Below are 16784 nucleotides of genomic sequence, written 5' to 3'. Positions count from 1 at the left end.
TTATCTTGAAAATGCTAGATAGCTAAATGAAGCAGTTATCCTACTAAAATAGTAGTCATCGATTAAAGTTCGTTCTAAGACGTTGCAGCGAGCGTTAAAATTCCGTCATTCATTCGGTATACCTTATCGCAGTAGGCAAGCATACGCTCATCATGCGTGACCATAATGGCCGCTTTTTGGCGTGATTTGACCTCTTGTGCCATGAGACTGACGACTTCATGGGCTCGCTTGGTATCCAAACTTGCGGTGGGCTCGTCTGCCAGAATCAGGTTAGGATCATTCATTAAAGCACGAGCAATGGCTGTCCGCTGTTTTTCGCCGCCTGACAATTCCTCTGGGAATTTCCGCAACTTCTGTCCGAGTCCTAGTTCTTCCAATAGCTTCATGGCAAATTGTTGATCCTCCTTACTGACGGTTCCGGACATTCGTTTTACGACAAGGAGCTGATCAAGAACATGCAGATAAGGAACTAGATTAGATGATTGCATGATAAAACCGATTTCCTTGAGCCGTATCGTGGACAACTGTTTCTCCGTAAGCGTCGAGATCAGATTTCCATTTAGTCTGACTTCTCCCTCAGATGCTTTAAGCATCGCCCCAGCGATCGACAAAAATGTACTTTTACCAGAACCGGATGGTCCAACGACAGCAGCAAATTCTCCTGGCTCTACGGATAAGGACACATGGTCAAGAGCCTTCATCTGATTACTTCCTTCCCCGTAAATCATCGTGACTTCATTCATCTGCAGACCTTTAGTCATTATTCAACCCTCCCGAGCGCTTTGAGCGGATCAATCTTGGTAATTTTGCGAACAGATACCAACGAGCTTAACATTGAAATTACGAGCAGGATGATGGAATAGGTCACGACAAGACTAGTCTCCAGCTTGAATGGCATACCTTTAGGCATAATGGCAGCAGTTCCATAAGTCAGCAAAATACCGACCAGAATACTTGTTACCGACAGCACAAATACTTGCGATACGATCGTTTTACTCAGAAATTTATTGCTGGCACCTATGGCTTTCATAATGCCGAATTGATTGGTCTTTTGCATCGTGATGACATAAAAGAATACACCCAGTACAAAGGCAGATATAGCGAGCAAAAAGGCCAGCATCATCAGAATTGTACCATTCTCTTCTTTGTATCCGGGCATGCCTTGTACCGCTTCGCCCCGAGTAACGGTATCCGTACCAGACAATTTGTTATTCATTTCAGCTGAATCTATATTTTCGCCTTGAAGCATGATGGCATTAACAGGGTCAGCCAACCCTTTATCGGAACCCGGAGCAGCGAAGGCGATCTGCCGCCATTGATTAATGGGTGTAAATACGGATGCAACGTGGTTATACGTCTCATTCTCCACAAAACCGATAATGGTTAGGGATTCGGTCGTACCATCTAATTGAAACGTATCCCCGATTTTGAAGCCCTCATCTTTAAGGGAAGTATTCACCACTACACTAGTAGGGTTATCCGAAGATAGAGGTTTACCTTCGACTACCTTCGGTTCTAGAAAACTTCCTGGAAGAATGCCTATAATCGCAATATCGACCTTATCTTCGTTCTTTGAATTTTCACCCTTCATTGCTGTCGCCATCGTGCTACCCATGGGTGCGGCAGCTTCAACATTAGGCAGCTTTTCAGCCTCCGGCACCCGTTGACCAGACAATAAAGACTTGCTCATGGAAGACTGGGAGCCTTCTTCAAAAATGACATAGTCCGCTTTCATATTCTTAAAGGTAGATGCAGCTAGCGTGGATAACCCATTGCCTAGACCAGATAAAATAAATACCAGCCAAGCGATCAATACAAAAATGATGATAATCATTAGAAATTTCAATTTACTGTGCATTAATTCTTTTACAGCTAAAAACACTCTCTCAACCCCTTTTATGACACTTGTGTCAAATTTGAAGTGTCGCGACACACGTTCTCATTTATTAAACAATATAATTGACACTTGTGTCAAATTAGTCCCAAGAAGAAAACTCATCTCTTGGCTCCTCCAATCCACGTTTGAAAAAGTAGTCTACCCCAATCAGCTGTAGGCAAATTCATCATGTTAGGTGTATTAAACAAGTTAAAAAAGACACCAATAAGTACAGGTAGAGGGATATCTTGGCGGAGAGATTTATCCTGTTGAGCGCGTTCAAACAAACTTGATAATTGAAGTTTGAGTGTCTGATGCGCTTCTTCAATAAATTCAAGATCTCTTGCTGCTGCAGGAGAGTTGGAGGTGTTAATTTTATTCGCATCCCCTAGAAGCTGATGGAGCGCAGCTTCTTCAACGTAAATAAGTAGCAGTTCTTCAAGCGCTTCTAATGGGTCGGACTCATCAACGGCTGATGCATGTTCCAATACATTAGCGATGACTCTTTTCATGCAAGCAGCCACAATCTCCTCTTTATTGGCGTAATACTGATAGATGGTACTCCGAGCTCCGGAGAGATGCTGCGAAAGCAGCTTGAGGTGGAAACCGTCGTACCCATGCTCAAGCACCAACTTTTTGGTCATATCCAGCAGCTCTGTTTCCGTAAACGATTGCTTTCTTCCCATGAACAATCTCTTCTTTCGTCTGATTTAAAACTAAAACGTGTCTTGTGATCGTAAAATTGGTGCAGCGACTGCAACACAATCTACTGATTATATTCAGTTTAGCATAAGATACCCGAATGCCGAATATAGACTATTGAAAAGGACAGGGGATCCATCTTTATTAGTTGTCTCTAAAAGTATTACTGCGTTAACGATTCTTTTCGCCCCACTCGCACAGCTGTTCCAGCACAGGTAAGAGGGTCTGCGCTTTGGGTGTCAACGAATATTCCACTTTGGGCGGGATTTGCGGGAATTCCTTACGCGTAACTAATCCATCGGTCTCAAGCTCCTTGAGCTGTGCACTTAAAACTTTGTACGTAATCGCTCCAATCTGCCGCTGCATTTCATTGAAACGAACCGGTTGCTTGGCAGCGAGTAGATATAAAATAATCATCTTCCACTTTCCACCGATGACTGACATGGTGTAGCCAAAAGGTGTATCTTGAATAGCCATGTTCTCGCCGTCAAAGTCGGATATGCCCATGTTTACACTATCCTTTCAGATAGTACCTATCTTTATTGTGCGTACTATCCTAATCTTTTTGCCCAGTCTATACTAGCCTTAATTTAAAGTAAAGGGGCTAATTATATGACGACAATTCAAACGTACAATCATAATCTCTGGGATCATGGCATCTCTCAAGGCTACTGCGTCAACAATACGCTGTACATCTCTGGACAATTTTCTCACAACGCAGAAGGCAGCTTTGTTGGTGAGGGGGATATTCAGGCACAAGTATTACAGACATTAGAGAACTTGGATACCGTATTAGCACAGTTTGATGTAACCAGGTCTAATCTTGCATATGTTGAAATTTACTTGACTCAGGCGCAGAAGCACGGGGAGACTGCTATTGAAATGTTTAAAGAATATATTGGTGAGCATCGACCGGCAGGCAGTCTGATTGGGGTAAATGATCTGGCATTCCCTGAACAATGGGTGGAGATTCGAGGCGTTGCCCATGTTGGTTCATAAAAATGGGAAACTAAGGAATCGTAGCTGTTCTTTTCATTAGAGGTGTATGGATATAAAAAATAACAAGGCAAACCTTCGAATGAAGTAGGTTTGCCTTATTTTATCTATATGATGTTTCATCTGTATCATTGCCGCTTCAGGTGTATATACTATGTGTATACGGAAGGGCGGGGGGCGTGATATAATGAATCCAAAATCTCTGAATCAAGGAGGGTTTTCGATGTCGACTACTGTGCAGAAATGGGGAAATAGTTTAGGGATTCGAATTCCAAGCCATATTGCCGAAAAAATCGAGGTTTACCAAGGAACGGAAGTTGATTTAATTGTAAGTGATGATAACACACTTATCGTGGTACCTCAGAAGAAAAAGCCGACCTTGGAAGAATTGCTGGCACAGTGCAAACCAGAAAATCGCCATGATGAAATTGATTTTGGCAGAGAAGGGAAAGAATTAATCTAAATGAGTGCTGAACGAGGAGATCTGGTCTGGATCAATTTTAATCCACAAACCGGGCATGAACAGGCAGGCAGAAGGCCTGCTATTGTGCTGTCACCAGCAGCATTTAATGAAGCAACAGGATTTGTCTCGGTTTGTCCTATAACGCATACGGTAAGAGGCTGGGGGTTTGAAGTATTGCTGCCAGAAGGGTCATACTTTGATGGGGTTATTTTAACAGATCAAATTAAGAATCTGGACTGGAAAGCTCGTCAAATCGATATCGTTGCTAAGGCCTCCGATGAAGTCGTCAGAGAATGTCTGGATAAAATTCGCACGTTTTTGTAGTCATTTGAGTTATACATAGATTATATTCAGAAAAAGCAAACCCGCTAATCAACGGGTTTGTTTTTTCTAACTTACTTTGACTGTATAGGTGTACATGAAAATAGTACTCTCTTTACACCAAGTCTTTCGGTGCAAGCTCAATGGCGGAACGGATGGCAGCCAGCATGCTTTTATCATCAGCGATGTTTTTGCCAGCGATATCAAAGGCTGTGCCGTGGTCAACGGATGTACGGATGATGCCGCCTTTCAGTCCAACCGTGATATTCACGCCTTCCTCAATGCCCATCACCTTGATTGGGGCATGACCCTGGTCGTGATAGCAGGCTACAACGATGTCGAAGTCGCCGCGGCCTGCGCGGAAGAAGAGTGTGTCCGCTGGCAGTGGACCAACGACGTTAATGCCTTCCTGCTGCGCACGCTCAATGCCGGGCTGCAACTTCTCTTCTTCTTCCCCGTTGCCGAATAGGCCGTTCTCTCCGGCATGAGGGTTAATCCCGCATACCGCGACGCGTGGATTGTCAAAGCCTGCTTTTTTCAACGTATCATGAGCCAGCTTCACAACCGTGTAGGTTCTTTCCGGGTTAATGCTCGCAATAGCATCAATCAGACCCATATGAGTGGTCAAGTGAATGACGCGCAAGTTCGGCGTAGTGAGCATCATGGAGAAGTCCTCGGTGTCCGTCAGGTCTGCCAAAATCTCCGTATGGCCTGGATACAGATGGCCTCCCAGATGCAGTGCTTCTTTGTTAAGCGGTGCTGTGCAGATCGAGTGAATCTGTTTGTTTTTCGCCAAATCAATGGCTTTCGCAAGAAACTGGAATGCTGCATCTCCTGCTATAGCGGATACTTTTCCGTACTCCAGATCAGCAGGCACCAGATTCAGGTCGATAACGTCGACGGTGCCGAATTCGTATTTTGCTTCCGCTGGCTCTTGAATCGCATTTACTTTCAACGTGGAACCGATCACGGGCAGTACACGCTCCAAAATCTTTGCATCACCGATCACAAGCGGGTTGCACTGATCATACACCTCTTGATGTCCCAGTGCTTTCATAATAATCTCGGGTCCAATGCCTGCAGCATCGCCCATCGTAATACCTACTGTGGGTTTCATACGAGAATGCCCCCTTTTAATTTTTGAATCGCTCGGATAAAGACGTCCGGTTTGCCGAATCCGCCTGCTTTGGTAATCACATATAAATCTTCAATACCCATAAATCTGGAGATCGGCACGCCGATTTCAAGCTCGTCCAGCAGTTCGAAGCCGCTGATATTCCATTTCAGACAAATCTGTTTGGCGGTATCGCCGCCAGTCATGGATACCCCTTTGAAGAGGCCCTCTTCGAGAAGTCTGGCACAAATTTCGCCTATTGCACGTACGATTTCATTGCTGACTTGGGTGTGATTCAATCCCCGATTCTCACCTGTTGCCCGCGCCAGCTCAATATCGATGGATTCTGCGGTAGAGTAGAGAACAACGTCTTCTCCCTCCAGCGCTTTAGTTCTGACTTCATTGTAGACACGTTCCATCTCCGCTGCCCGATCAGCCTCTGCCGACACCGCTTTGAACGAATGAAAGGACACGGATGCAATCCGAGACTGACGAAGTAAACGATACAATTGCTCACGAGAGTTTTTGTTCACGCTGCCGACGACGGTCAGAATTGGACCATTACTCTCCGGGATCGTAAGTGCTGCGGATTTAGATTTTAGTTCATAGTGAGCCGGGAGATAGTTTGCAATTCCTGCTGAACCCGCCCATGCAAAGGTATACGGTATGTTCTGCGTCATCTGCAAAATCTGCTCCAAATGTGCCTCCTCAGTAGAGTCGACCAGCACATAGGGGATGTTGTTTTGTTTGAACTGCTCCAGTTTGGCATGTACTTGCTGTTGTCCGGCTTCCAGATCACCCACGGTAATCTCGCCCACGTTATATTTCGTCTGCTGCTTGAGCAGATCCGGCAGGTAGGAGATCGTCACGGGTGTCTTCGGATCAAGGGCAATTTCCGTTTCTGCAAGTGGCACACCGCTCAGGTAATGAATGCCCTCCCGAATGGTGCGGTTATTTTTCGGATAACCCGGGGCGATCATCATAAAATCAGGTTGTACAACGTCATATACTGCATCAATTTCGATGGCGATATTGCCTCGCATGGTGGAATCCATCTTTTTAAAAAGGGTATCGAACCCGTTCTCGGTCAACAGCTTGGCTGCACGATACACACGATCGTAAGCTTCCTCCGCTTCAACAGAGCGGCTGTCTGTATCAAAAACAACGGTATCATAAGAGGCCAGAGAAGCCTCATCCATATTAAATAGAACGCTCGTCTTCAAGCCATGCCGTGCTAGCTGCACCCCGCTGTCATTGGCTCCGGTCAGATCATCTGCAATAATGGCCAGTTTCATGCAGTCATCCCTCCTTTAGTTTTCGTTTGTTACATTAACCATATAAATTGAACCAAAGGTGTTTACACGGATCACTCCGTCTTAATTATCTGGGTTTATGTGGTCGGTCGTTCATTATATTTGGCGATGCCGCCTGATTTCTCTAGCCGTTTGGAGAGGAAACCGATAAAGATCGGCAACAAAATTGCCGTGGTCACAACACTTGCTGCAATCTGCACCGTAGCAATCTCCGCAATAGGGCCAAATGAAGCATTGGCAGCTACGATAGCAGCAGGTGTACCTACCGCATTACCCGCTGTGGAACCTTCGGATGCTCCAACAATGGGATTCCAGCCGATGGCTTTGAAGAGCAAGTATCCAACCCCGCCTGTAAGAAGCACGGTCAGCACGCCAAGCAGGATTCCACCAAGTCCACCTTGGATAATAGAGGAGAAGTTGATGCCCATACCGAGCGCAAAGGCAAAAAACGGAACGAGCTTGTCACTGCCCTTGTGCAGCCATTCAGCCATATTACGATCCAGATTACCAATAATGACACCGACAATCAGTGGAAGCAATACCGCAACAAAGGACATTGGGGAAAACATGCCGTTTGCAAATCCCATCGCACCAAAGATCGAGAGCGCCACCATCGTTAGAAACGGTCCGTCGCTAAGTGCGAGGAACGGGTAGGCTGCTTTGTCGTCTTCTTTGCCGTATTGACCCGCAAGTGCGATGTAGAGGCCGCCGTTGGAGTTGGTCATGGCTGCGATAATGGCAAGCGGAGCAAGTCCTAGAAATAAGCCATTTGAGTCAGCGAGCAGAATAGCGATAAAACCAAGACCAGCACCGATTACCCACTTGAACGTAAGCAGGGTCAAACCTTTGCCCACAGAGGAACCAGCTGTTTTAAACGTAATCTGTGTACCTGCAATTAACAGGAATAACGCAATGAGTGTACTGGCACTGTTCACAAAGAGTGCTTCTGTAAATCCGCCGATGCGTAGAGCATTCGGGAAAAATGTATTGATCGTTGCACCTAGCAACAGGGGAACAACCATCATACCGCCAGGGATGCGATCGAGCGTAGCTTTAATGTTCATAGTCGTAGCTCCTTATGAAGTAATCGTTTTCTTGAAGCGCTTGCAGGGACTATGTTATCCCATTATGTTTAAATTAGCAACAATAAATTATTGATAATTTAAAATAATTGTATGTGTGTTTAAATATGCAACACATTTCTGTGTACAATCACTCATTCTTGGAGAACAAGTAAAAGGATTCCTGATTTACTTCTAAATGGATTAAATGAGCTGGAAATAAGCAGGTGAAATCAAGTTAAGAACAGCGGAAAACGAATAAGAAGCAAATAAAAAACTCCCCAAAAAAACCATAAAAAAAGCGTAAACTTAAAGTTAATCTTTAAGTTTACGCCATAATGTGGCTCGGTTAATCCCGAGGCGCTCAGCGGCTTTGGATTGATTGTTATTTTCTTCCTGCAGCACTAATTGGATAACTTCTTTCTCTATCTCCTTCAATGTGCCGTTTAGCTTCATCGCACTTGCACTCGCTGCAGACGGTTGATGTAGCAGACGGGATAAAGTTTCGCTTGTAATGACATAATCCGGTTCATTTAGCGCGGCTTGTTTGATCAGATGTTTCAGTTGATTGACGTTCATATGTGTGGCTTGCTCCCGGATCACCTGGAGCGCATCCTCTTTAATTCGTACAGCCGTCGTGCCGTATTTGTGATAATAACCCGTCAGGAAATGTTGCATCAACGGTTCAAGATCCTCGGTACGATCAGCAAGGCTTGGCATGATCAGTGTGTTCAACTTCAGCTTGAGTGTCCAATTCGGATCGGGCATATGCTCGCTCAGAATAAACAGGCCGATGTTGCTTTGGAGACAGGCCTCGATAAAGATGAGCAATTCGGGATCATGCAGGCGTGATTCAATTTGATTTAACTCCACTGTCTTAACCTTAGTCAGCGGAATTTTGTGCAAATGACCTGAAGGAACCTGAGAGAGATCAATCTGTAACAGAAGTCCGCCGCCAGCGTGCATCTGATGCATATGTTTCACCAGAAAAGATTTCCCTGAGTCGGCTTCACCCAACAAGTATATGGGTTCATGATGCGCATAAAGTGCGCGGATGTTCTTTAATACAGCCTGCATGGCAGGTGATTCGGCAACGATGGGTTCCATCGAGGAATCGGTGAACGTAGTGATGCCGAATTGTGCAAAGGCATAAGGTTCTCCCTTTTCCAGCAGATACACCTTGTAGGTCTTGTTATCCAGCTTGGTTTCATAAGCCTGAACTGTCAATTGATAATCCTCTACCATGAACACGTTCTGAATTTTGGATTGATGGAACTCCAGACTTGTATTCATCAGATATAGATGATTTTCAGTGAGTGGATTATGGCCGAAATCGGCCCAGTTTTCAAACACCACTTCATCCTGTTCGCCCAAAATCAGCAGATTCGGATGCTCTTGGGTCACCAGATCATTGAGTATGACGGACACGGTCTGATTTTTGCTCAAATACCGGTAGACCAGCTGTGCATCTTCCATGGCTCTAAGAATGGATTCAATGCCAGACTGAATCAATAAACCTTCCAGACCGTAGGCCTTTGCGGTATTAACGGTAATCACGTCACCTACAATCTGCTGGTAGCCAGACGCTTTCAACTCCAGCAGCAGCCTCGCGACATCTTCTGAACTATGTATCGTATACACTTTGAGCGGCAGATCCATCAGGTCGATAATGGACTGTGCACCTGAGGTGATGTTGGAGAAACCAACGATGGCCGTATGTCCGTTGAACTGGCTTGCCAGTGTGAGGGAACGAATCATATCGTAGCCGGATAGCTGCACATCGATGACCGGTACGGTCACCGCCTGTTTAATGAGTTGCGCGGTTCCCCCGCGGCTAATAATAATTTCTGCACCGTTTTTTTCGGCCTGAATCGCCTGCTCGACACCTTTTGCCAAGTCACCCACATCGGTCTGGATGGATAGCTCAGGGTAGCGAGGGATGCATTCTTCTATAATAGGAATCATCGATTCATAAGGAGCGATGAAATGAACTCGTGTACGCATAGTTTTCCTGCCTTTTATATAATCATTGATCCTTTTATTATAGCTAACTTGCACAGGAAAGACATCTTTGGAGCGATGTGACGTACTGCACTGAATCGAATGATCATCTATTTCAAAATTAAAGCATCAGGAAGGGATTTACCTGAGTATACAGTTAGAGCGCGTTTGCCGACCATCAAAGCTAATTCATAAAAAGGAGCTGAGACATATGCCCAATATACATAAAGCTGCCGATCCGGATCACATTATCCAGTGTGTAGTGGAGCGATTCCCTTGCAGAGTACTGTGGAGCGAAGGCCGTCCGTGCCTAGAGTATCAGCGGGAAGAGGATATAGCAGTAATTACCGAATATGTACGAACTGCGTATGGAGTGGAGCTGCTGGATGTCTTTTTTACAGCGGTGGAGAGCCTGCCCGAGGAGTTGTATCCAGAGCGCAGTCCTAAAGACTTGAAGGCATAGAACATCTGTAACTGAGGCATGAATAAATGGGTAAATGTAACGTGGTGTTGAGCAACAAAATCAAACCCGGGTAACCGAAGTAAAGACTTCAGTTGTCCGGGTTTTCTGAACTATTGAACTGAATCTGTAGCTCATGGAGATTTCTGCATCAGACTTTTGCTTGTGTAGAGCGAATTGATGCCGGCGATATCCAGAGAGGACAGGGCTTTACGCTGTCCGATCGTGACTCCGGGTTGCGTAGGGGTTAGCGTATCCTTTTTAGGGTCCAGGGCGAATGCCGACTTGCTGTAGTGCATGATAGACCCATAGTCATAATCCATGGATTTGAACAGATCAGGGTGTTTCACGATATCAAAATTGTGCTGTGAACCTGGGATCAGATTATCTGAATGTAAGGTAACATAATCATCACGGTTCGGCTTGGTGTGCTCATGCAGCAGACCGAGGGCATGGCCGATCTCGTGGATAATATTACCGATATGGTACCACCCCTTTGCCAGCATAATCCGTTGCTTGCCACCTTGCATTCCCACGTAGGAACTACACCCGTTGCCCATAACAAAGGAAATATAGTTTGGATGGTGAGTCTGTGCAGTCCGTTCAGTAAAGGATATGCCGTGGCAGTGATCACTGATGTGTTTCATAGCCTGAAGAATGTCGGTTTGATTTTGCTTCGTCACCGTGGAGTCAAACGCATAATATACCTGTCCTTGAGGCCACAGTCTTCGAATGTCGATAATGACATCGGGATGAGGAGTCACTTCTTTTCCGGCCGCCAGTAACCCTTCCACATGAGCCGTTAATGCCTTCATCTTAGGGGCTTCTGTTACGATGATATCTCCATCAAAGATCGCCAAATGATCATACTCTATATAATTCACTTTCACCGGGGTCTCGCTGTCTGCCAGAAATACATAACCTTCCTCCAAATTTCCCTTCTTCAGCAAGTCGGGAGCATATAATTCCATCGATTGATCCTGATTTAACATATACATACCTCCATTCGATCGGGTGAATCGCCAGAATCAACTCTTGGACACCGCGTTACTGGATACGTAGAACTGATTCTTCTCCGACAGTGTCACATGCAGCTGTGGATGAATCTGAAAGTCCAGCAACACGCTATACTCCATATGCTGCTGGGGGTCAATCAGCTCACCAGTGTTCATAAATCCATACGTCATGTAGATTCGGGCTTGTTTTTGAAAAGAAACCCGTGTATTCGGGTGTGCCTCAACCGAGGTCACTGGATATCCGTTCTGCGCCAGTCCAACCAGGACCGGATTTTCGCCTTCCGTCCTGATGGAACTATCCATCAGGATAGTGTAGCTTTCGGGTACCTTCCCCGGATAAGGATTCGAAAACAGATAACCTCCGCTGGTCTCTCTGGACAGAATAATTTCGCTCCGTTGTGGCAGCATGGCCTCACTCATCTGGATATTGCGGATCGACATGCGTTTATCGGCGAAATCAATCGGATGGCTTGACCGCCAAAATGCCAAATGAGTGTCCCAGCTGAATTCTACGGTCCCTGCCAATGGCACGGAAGGCACGGATAACCAAATATAAGTAAGCTGACGGGGGTTCCTGAGTTGATCGTATACCTGGTACAAACAGATGTTGGCACTGTAGGAAGCCTGGTTTGTCACAGACACAGTCAAAGTTGGCACGATTACAAGTCTCCTTGCATGGAAGAGGAAGGTAACCCCGTCACCTCCCCCGGATTGTAGTTTATGATTTCAGATGAAATTGATTCTGCTCACTCAGCGTTACGGCATGGGAAGTAACCCCGTCGAATGTCAGTTTCAAGGCCACATCAGCGTACTCACTGATATCAATGATTTCGCCCGGCTGAATCCGACCATAGACCAGATAGTAGGTTGGATGCGGTGTGAATTCCGTTTTGGTATTGGGTTGAGCTTTCACAGCAACCACCGGTTTGTTGTCCATTTGAATGCCGATATAGGCATTGTCTTGGGCGATAATGGAGCTGTCCTGGTGAATGTAGAGAATGTTGGATCTAGGCCCGGATGTAGCTTCTGAGAATTGGTATGTGCCACCATCCGCATGGCTGAATTCGACCGAATTGTTGGAAGAAAGATCAGCTTCTCTGATTGCCGTGGAAGTGATAGTTGTTCCCGGTTTCGGAACATCGACCTCTGTCCAGTAGAAATCATAATCGACTTCCCAAGTGAATCCGGTCGTTGAACCGGAAGTAGATGGTTTCACCAGCCAAGCTAGTGTAAGTACACTTGGATCATTCAGATCCGGGTCCACCTGGTAGATGGCGAGACTGGCATTGTACGTGGCATGGTTCTCGATGCTTACGGAATACGTGGTTGCTAATGTAGGCATTGTATTTCCTCCTCAAAAGTTTTTGTTTGCTACACCTCTAATGTAACCGGCTTTCGCTAACGTTTTTAGTATCCAAAGTCATCACATGGAGTGCCTCCTGAAGAAAAGGAAAATGACTTGGCAATGACCAAAGTCATCGGAAATGATTATAAAATGTGACCAATCTCATAAATTCTCTTTACGGCATATACTCGCAATTCATATAATGAATTCAGACATTTAGTTCCATTAAATGTCATAAAAAGGAGGTTTTTTGATCATGGGAAAAACGGTGAAATACGCTGAAATTGAGCCTCGATTGAAGACTGGCGATATGCTTCTCTGTCACAGCGTTATACACGAAAGCATCATGATTGAATTTATTGAAGGCTCCGCATGGTCTCACATCGGTATGGTTGTGAGGCTGCCTCAATATGACTACCCCTTGTTGTGGGAATCCACAGCGTTTGAAAACTTGAATGACGTACTGCTTGGAGAAAAAAAGACGGGCCCGATGCTTGTGCCGCTCCACGAGCGGATTCAAACCGATGTGGATCAACTGTGGGACCCCATGTTTGCGTTCAGACTGTTGAATGGGCCCTGTACGCCAGAGATGGAAGAGGAACTGAATAACCTGATCCAGGAGGTTCATGAGGGCCAATTTCCTAAGGAACGCGAAATGCTGGAGAGCGTGGCCGAAGGCAAACTGGGCATAAGTTCTCACAGTCCCAATCTGTTTTGCAGCCAGCTGTTTGCAGAGACATATATGCGTATGGGACTCCTGTCTACCGAACGGGTGCCCAACAGTTACTGGCCCGTGGATTTCTCCAGCCAGGGACATGTAAACTTGCTCGGACAGGCTACCTTATCTGAGGAGTTCTACCTGTTAGCTGATGGAATACAGACACAGTCGGCGGAAGAGAATGAGGCTCGCTAGAGCTGCGCTGCGGATAGGGTTCCTTTGTTTAGGTATGATCTGTATGTGGGGTGAAACTCTTCATGCGACAGCTGTTAGTCAAGCCGAACAGGGTTATATGGATCTGACGCATTGGGATACGGAACAAGAGGGAATCATCCGTCTGGATGGAGAGTGGGCATTTCGATGGGGATCGTTCGAAAAGCCGAATTCGGATGGAACCAACCCTAATGGAGGCTCGGAGAATCAGACCACGACCGAATGTGTAGGTTGTAACGCTGGCTTTATATCTGTTCCTGGTCTATGGAATGCGCATTCAGGCCAGTTACAAGACTTCTCTTCTGAAGGTTACGCTACGTATCGCTTGTCCATTCAAACGGCTGACTTGGATGGGATTTACGGCCTTTATATCAAAAGTATTCACTCATCGTATCGTTTATATATTAACGGTGAACTCCTATCTACGGTGGGCACTCCCGGCGTTTCAGCGGATACAACCGTTGCGCGGTACGGGAATCCGCTCCTGCTATTTCACTATGAGGGGACCACGCTTGAGGTTGTGATTCAAGTGGCTAACTATGCCTTCCAGACAGGAGGTATAGATAAGAGTATCTTATTTGGGACGGAGAAGCAGATGGTTGCACTCTGGCAGCAGGGTCTGGCAAGAAATCTGTTCCTGTTTGGTTCCATATTCACCATTGCGATCTATCATCTGGTTCTGTACGCTCTGCGTCGTGATAACAAGTCTCCACTGTATTTCTCGTTGTTCTGTTTTATGATGGCCATCCGGACACTGTTCGTGAATGAGCGCTTTATCCTGATCCTGTATCCTGAGATGAGTTATGAATGGTTTGCCAAGGTATCCTATCTTACGGCCTATCTGAGTCTTCCCTTCTTGGTACAATATTTCTACAGCCTGTATCCCGCCTACTTTGCAGGCCGAATCATCCGTTTAGTCAATCGAACATGCCTTTTACTGTCATCCCTCATCTTCCTTACACCTGTAAAAATATACCATCATACATTACTCTTCTTTCAGACGTTTATCCTGTTGGTTCTGATCTATGTTCTGATAAGTCTGGTTGTAGCAACCATTAGACGTGAACAGGGCACCGTATTGTTGTTAATCGCGTTTGTGAATCTCTTTGTCTTCGCGGCGAATGATATCTTATACAACCAGAATCTGAGTGAACTGGGGACCCTTTTACCGTACGGCATGTTTGTCTTTATTCTGTTGCAGTCATTCCTGTTATCCATTAATTTCTCCAATGCCTTTACCCGAATCAGACAGTTATCTGATCGACTGATGGTACTGGACCGCTCTAAGGATGAATTTCTGCACAATACCTCTCATGAGTTAAAAACACCACTACAGGGCATCATCGGGCTGACGGAGTCATTGGCCGAAGGTTCGGCGGGTCCACTTCCTCCAGCTGCCATACAACAGCTGAGACTCATTCAAACCAGCGGACAGCGACTGTCCCATCTGGTTCACGATCTGCTTGATTTTACAAGCCTGAAAAACAAAGATATTGTGCTTCAACCAAAAGCATTGAATATTCGTGAGGCGGGGGCTCTTGTCATCAAACTGCTTAATCCCCTTGCTGAAGGTAAGACTATCCGTTTCATCAATGAGATATCTCCCCACTATTACGTTCATGCTGATGAGAACCGTGTCATACAGATGTTAAGCAATCTGATCGGCAATGCATTGAAATTTACGGAGTCAGGTTCCATCAAGCTGGACGCCGGCATGAAGGGTAATCGATTATGTGTTAGCGTCAGCGATACCGGAATCGGAATTCAGGCGGGGTGGAAAGAATCCATATTTGAGGCCTTCGAACAGGGAGATGGGTCCATTACCCGGAAGTATGGCGGGACAGGCATTGGCCTCAGTATTACGAAACATCTGGTGGAACTCCATGGGGGCCAAATTTGGGTGGAATCAACAGAAGGGGAAGGGTCAACATTCTGCTTTACCCTCCCGATTCATAGGCAAGCTTACATTCCAAAGACACAGTCATCCAGAGAAGTATTCGCATCCAAAGAGCCTTCCATGGCACATCGTGAACCGTTCTCTGTCCTTGCCGAACACAAGGAAATAGCAGGAAGTCATTCTGTTATGCCAAGGTTGGACACTTCACAGAACGTCCATTCCACTGGAACACGGATTCTGGTGGTGGATGATGAACCCGTGATCTTGCAGATCTTGCATCATCATCTCTCAGCAGCGGGGCATGAGGTCATTCAGGCTGAGAATGGTCAGCAAGCTTTGGATCTGCTGGTTGATGGTTGTGAACCTGATCTGATCATCACCGACCTGATGATGCCATATATGTCAGGGTACGAACTATGCAGAATGATTCGTCGGCATGTGGACGAGCATCTCCCCCTTCTGATCCTGACTGCCCGGAATCAACCGTCCGACATTGAACGGGGGTTCGATGCCGGAGCAACGGATTATCTGATCAAACCGGTGACCCGTACCGAATTGTTATCCCGTGTTACCTTTCATCTGAAGTTGGCCTCGTGGAATGAAAATATTGAGCAGGAGGTTATTCGGCGTACCACACATATCCGGCAGACGATGAGGGAGACCGCCGTTTCCATGGCGGAGATCAGTGCAGAGGAAGAGCGAAATCGGATCACGAAGGAAATACATGATGCGATGGGTTATTCACTAACGACTACACTGATGCAGCTGGAGGCCGGGAAAAGTCTGATTTCGGACAAGCCTGACGAAGCTCTGAGATATATGAACCATTCACAGGAACTGGTTCGAAGAGGACTTCAGGATATCCGCAGGTCCCTCAAGCAATTAAAGGAGGAAGGCCAGAAGCTGTCGATGGGAGACAGAATCAGACAGTTGATCCGGGAGACGCAAATTAATACAGAGATCAGTATAGAGGAGGAGGTTTTGCAGGATTGGTCTACCCTGCGAGTAGAAGAGCAAGAAATTCTGTTTTTTGCCATTCAGGAAGGGTTGACCAACGGTATCCGGCACGGTGACAGCAGGCAATTTCAATTATATTTATCCGAAGAAGATGATTATATTGTGTTCCGATTGAACAATATCGGGAAACCTTACGCTCCGGAACAGCCGGGCATCGGTGTCCATTACATGCAAAGCACAGTTCATGCCGCAGGAGGGACTTTCTTCATTGATGATGATCATGGAAGAGGATGCCAGATCACGATATTATTCCGAAAGAGGGGGAAATAAC

17 protein-coding genes are annotated in these 16784 nt (G+C 46.0%); 6 read left to right on the top strand and 11 right to left on the bottom strand.

Features of this window, described 5'->3' with window-relative positions:
• Positions 1-74 precede the first annotated feature (74 nt).
• The 4 genes from ACUTVW_RS20955 to ACUTVW_RS20940 all read right to left on the bottom strand — a co-directional run bounded on the left by ACUTVW_RS20955 (position 75) and on the right by ACUTVW_RS20940 (position 3085).
• Positions 75-761 (bottom strand): ABC transporter ATP-binding protein, encoded by a 687-nt coding sequence (locus ACUTVW_RS20955; protein WP_445647558.1) that lies wholly within the window; start codon positions 759-761, stop codon positions 75-77.
• A complete protein-coding gene (locus ACUTVW_RS20950; protein ID WP_445647557.1) occupies positions 761-1882 on the bottom strand; it encodes an ABC transporter permease in 1122 nt (373 codons plus the stop codon). Before ACUTVW_RS20950 ends, ACUTVW_RS20955 begins: the two co-directional genes overlap by 1 nt.
• 113 nt (positions 1883-1995) lie before the next feature.
• Positions 1996-2562, bottom strand: a complete 567-nt coding sequence (locus ACUTVW_RS20945; RefSeq protein WP_445647556.1) for a TetR/AcrR family transcriptional regulator — start codon at positions 2560-2562, stop codon at positions 1996-1998.
• Positions 2563-2749: 187 nt separating this feature from the next.
• Positions 2750-3085 carry a winged helix-turn-helix transcriptional regulator gene (locus ACUTVW_RS20940; protein ID WP_445647555.1) on the bottom strand — a complete coding sequence of 112 codons (336 nt, stop codon included), beginning with the start codon at positions 3083-3085 and terminating at the stop codon, positions 2750-2752.
• Positions 3086-3190: 105 nt separating this feature from the next.
• Here ACUTVW_RS20940 and ACUTVW_RS20935 point away from each other — a divergent pair, with 105 nt between their 5' ends.
• The 3 genes from ACUTVW_RS20935 to ACUTVW_RS20925 all read left to right on the top strand — a co-directional run bounded on the left by ACUTVW_RS20935 (position 3191) and on the right by ACUTVW_RS20925 (position 4361).
• Positions 3191-3577: a RidA family protein gene (locus ACUTVW_RS20935; protein ID WP_445647554.1), complete on the top strand. Its 387-nt coding sequence runs from the start codon at positions 3191-3193 to the stop codon at positions 3575-3577.
• Positions 3578-3797: 220 nt separating this feature from the next.
• Entirely contained in the window at positions 3798-4037 is a 240-nt protein-coding gene (locus tag ACUTVW_RS20930; protein WP_240037094.1) for an AbrB/MazE/SpoVT family DNA-binding domain-containing protein, read from the top strand.
• Positions 4038-4361 (top strand): type II toxin-antitoxin system PemK/MazF family toxin, encoded by a 324-nt coding sequence (locus ACUTVW_RS20925; RefSeq protein WP_445647553.1) that lies wholly within the window; start codon positions 4038-4040, stop codon positions 4359-4361. It begins immediately after the preceding gene.
• A gap of 112 nt (positions 4362-4473) precedes the next feature.
• Here ACUTVW_RS20925 and pdxA read toward each other — a convergent pair whose 3' ends face one another.
• From pdxA to ACUTVW_RS20905, 4 genes are all read right to left on the bottom strand, one after another.
• Positions 4474-5475, bottom strand: a complete 1002-nt coding sequence (gene pdxA / locus ACUTVW_RS20920) for a 4-hydroxythreonine-4-phosphate dehydrogenase PdxA (protein ID WP_445647552.1) — start codon at positions 5473-5475, stop codon at positions 4474-4476.
• The gene (locus tag ACUTVW_RS20915) at positions 5472-6767 is read right to left on the bottom strand and encodes a four-carbon acid sugar kinase family protein (RefSeq protein WP_445647551.1); all 1296 of its coding nucleotides are present in this window, start codon (positions 6765-6767) and stop codon (positions 5472-5474) included. The genes pdxA and ACUTVW_RS20915 overlap by 4 nt, the downstream gene beginning before the upstream one ends.
• A gap of 95 nt (positions 6768-6862) precedes the next feature.
• Positions 6863-7849, bottom strand: coding sequence for a 2-keto-3-deoxygluconate permease (locus tag ACUTVW_RS20910; RefSeq protein ID WP_445647550.1), 987 nt, complete (start codon positions 7847-7849; stop codon positions 6863-6865).
• A gap of 312 nt (positions 7850-8161) precedes the next feature.
• Positions 8162-9850, bottom strand: a complete 1689-nt coding sequence (locus ACUTVW_RS20905) for a PrpR N-terminal domain-containing protein (RefSeq protein ID WP_445647549.1) — start codon at positions 9848-9850, stop codon at positions 8162-8164.
• A 208-nt stretch (positions 9851-10058) separates the two neighbouring features.
• On the opposite strand from ACUTVW_RS20905, the gene ACUTVW_RS20900 reads away from it, so the two are divergent.
• The gene (locus tag ACUTVW_RS20900) at positions 10059-10310 is read left to right on the top strand and encodes a hypothetical protein (protein ID WP_445647548.1); all 252 of its coding nucleotides are present in this window, start codon (positions 10059-10061) and stop codon (positions 10308-10310) included.
• Positions 10311-10441: 131 nt separating this feature from the next.
• Here ACUTVW_RS20900 and ACUTVW_RS20895 read toward each other — a convergent pair whose 3' ends face one another.
• From ACUTVW_RS20895 to ACUTVW_RS20885, 3 genes are all read right to left on the bottom strand, one after another.
• Positions 10442-11299 carry a M12 family metallopeptidase gene (locus ACUTVW_RS20895; RefSeq protein ID WP_445647547.1) on the bottom strand — a complete coding sequence of 286 codons (858 nt, stop codon included), beginning with the start codon at positions 11297-11299 and terminating at the stop codon, positions 10442-10444.
• A gap of 36 nt (positions 11300-11335) precedes the next feature.
• A complete protein-coding gene (locus tag ACUTVW_RS20890; RefSeq protein WP_445647546.1) occupies positions 11336-11980 on the bottom strand; it encodes a hypothetical protein in 645 nt (214 codons plus the stop codon).
• 61 nt (positions 11981-12041) lie between these two features.
• Positions 12042-12665, bottom strand: a complete 624-nt coding sequence (locus ACUTVW_RS20885; RefSeq protein ID WP_445647545.1) for a hypothetical protein — start codon at positions 12663-12665, stop codon at positions 12042-12044.
• 259 nt (positions 12666-12924) lie between these two features.
• Between ACUTVW_RS20885 and ACUTVW_RS20880 the strand changes: the two genes are divergently transcribed.
• Positions 12925-13581, top strand: coding sequence for a hypothetical protein (locus ACUTVW_RS20880; RefSeq protein ID WP_445647544.1), 657 nt, complete (start codon positions 12925-12927; stop codon positions 13579-13581).
• Positions 13582-13624: 43 nt separating this feature from the next.
• Positions 13625-16783, top strand: coding sequence for an ATP-binding protein (locus ACUTVW_RS20875; RefSeq protein WP_445647543.1), 3159 nt, complete (start codon positions 13625-13627; stop codon positions 16781-16783).
• Position 16784: the final 1 nt, after the last annotated feature.

This window comes from Paenibacillus sp. TSA_86.1, assembly GCF_052691815.1.
The sequence above is the reverse complement of the archived record's forward strand: the minus strand, read 5'-3'. Positions and strand labels throughout refer to the sequence as shown.

Coding starts and splice junctions, on each gene's coding strand:
- ACUTVW_RS20915 (WP_445647551.1), bottom strand. CDS start 6,767: ATGAAACTGGCCATTATTGCAGATGATCTGACCGGAGCCAATGACAGC.
- ACUTVW_RS20895 (WP_445647547.1), bottom strand. CDS start 11,299: ATGTTAAATCAGGATCAATCGATGGAATTATATGCTCCCGACTTGCTG.
- ACUTVW_RS20940 (WP_445647555.1), bottom strand. CDS start 3,085: ATGGGCATATCCGACTTTGACGGCGAGAACATGGCTATTCAAGATACA.
- ACUTVW_RS20900 (WP_445647548.1), top strand. CDS start 10,059: ATGCCCAATATACATAAAGCTGCCGATCCGGATCACATTATCCAGTGT.
- ACUTVW_RS20935 (WP_445647554.1), top strand. CDS start 3,191: ATGACGACAATTCAAACGTACAATCATAATCTCTGGGATCATGGCATC.
- ACUTVW_RS20955 (WP_445647558.1), bottom strand. CDS start 761: ATGACTAAAGGTCTGCAGATGAATGAAGTCACGATGATTTACGGGGAA.
- ACUTVW_RS20925 (WP_445647553.1), top strand. CDS start 4,038: ATGAGTGCTGAACGAGGAGATCTGGTCTGGATCAATTTTAATCCACAA.
- ACUTVW_RS20945 (WP_445647556.1), bottom strand. CDS start 2,562: ATGGGAAGAAAGCAATCGTTTACGGAAACAGAGCTGCTGGATATGACC.
- ACUTVW_RS20885 (WP_445647545.1), bottom strand. CDS start 12,665: ATGCCTACATTAGCAACCACGTATTCCGTAAGCATCGAGAACCATGCC.
- ACUTVW_RS20910 (WP_445647550.1), bottom strand. CDS start 7,849: ATGAACATTAAAGCTACGCTCGATCGCATCCCTGGCGGTATGATGGTT.
- ACUTVW_RS20875 (WP_445647543.1), top strand. CDS start 13,625: ATGTGGGGTGAAACTCTTCATGCGACAGCTGTTAGTCAAGCCGAACAG.
- ACUTVW_RS20880 (WP_445647544.1), top strand. CDS start 12,925: ATGGGAAAAACGGTGAAATACGCTGAAATTGAGCCTCGATTGAAGACT.
- ACUTVW_RS20905 (WP_445647549.1), bottom strand. CDS start 9,850: ATGCGTACACGAGTTCATTTCATCGCTCCTTATGAATCGATGATTCCT.
- pdxA (WP_445647552.1), bottom strand. CDS start 5,475: ATGAAACCCACAGTAGGTATTACGATGGGCGATGCTGCAGGCATTGGA.
- ACUTVW_RS20930 (WP_240037094.1), top strand. CDS start 3,798: ATGTCGACTACTGTGCAGAAATGGGGAAATAGTTTAGGGATTCGAATT.